The organism is Oleiphilus sp. HI0067 (assembly GCF_001635735.1).
Genome location: NZ_LWFI01000186.1, coordinates 1 through 668 on the forward strand (window position 1 = coordinate 1; position 668 = coordinate 668).

The following is a 668-nucleotide window of genomic DNA, read 5'->3' on the forward strand; positions in this document are numbered from 1 at the left end:
ATCATGTCTGTTTCTTGGAAAGCATCTTCACCAATCAATGTTGAAGGTACCTGCCCACACAAGACAACCATAGGAATAGAGTCGGTAAACGCTGTTGCGATACCTGTAATCGTATTCGTTGCACCTGGACCTGATGTAACTAATACAACTCCCGCTTTACCTGTCGCACGCGCATAGCCATCAGCCATATGGACTGCTGCTTGCTCGTGACGAACTAATATATGTTTAACTTTATCCTGTCGAAACAACGCATCATAAATATGAAGCGCAGCTCCACCTGGATATCCGTAGATGTACTCAACGCCTTGGTCCGCAAGGGAGTGAGTAATCATATCGGCGCCAGACAATAGCTCCACGATATTTACCTTTAAATAATACAGTTAAATTTGGAAGCTTAATCCGAGTAATGCTCGCTTCTTTTGGAAGCGTTTTCGATGCAACTTTAGCAAGTTGAATTTACTTATTAAGGCGGGGAGTAACGCCTATGAAAACAGTCATGCTTTTTGGACTCTTCTCAAATTCAAATAAGTAATGTTGCCGTCGCAACATATTAACTTGCTGGGGGGATAAGAAAACCACTAGGAAAGGCCTCTACAAACTACCCCGGATCTAAGCGACCTGCAATTCTGACAGCGAATTACATATAGTCAATATCTGTGCGTTTTTTT

At 42.5% G+C, this 668-nt stretch carries 1 protein-coding gene; it reads right to left on the reverse strand.

Going from position 1 to position 668, the window contains the following annotated elements; translation table 11 throughout:
• Positions 1-356 (reverse strand): thiamine pyrophosphate-binding protein (locus tag A3739_RS02470; protein ID WP_255376760.1); only part of this gene is annotated, 356 nt, incomplete at its 3' end.
• Between the last annotated feature and the right edge of the window lie 312 nt (positions 357-668).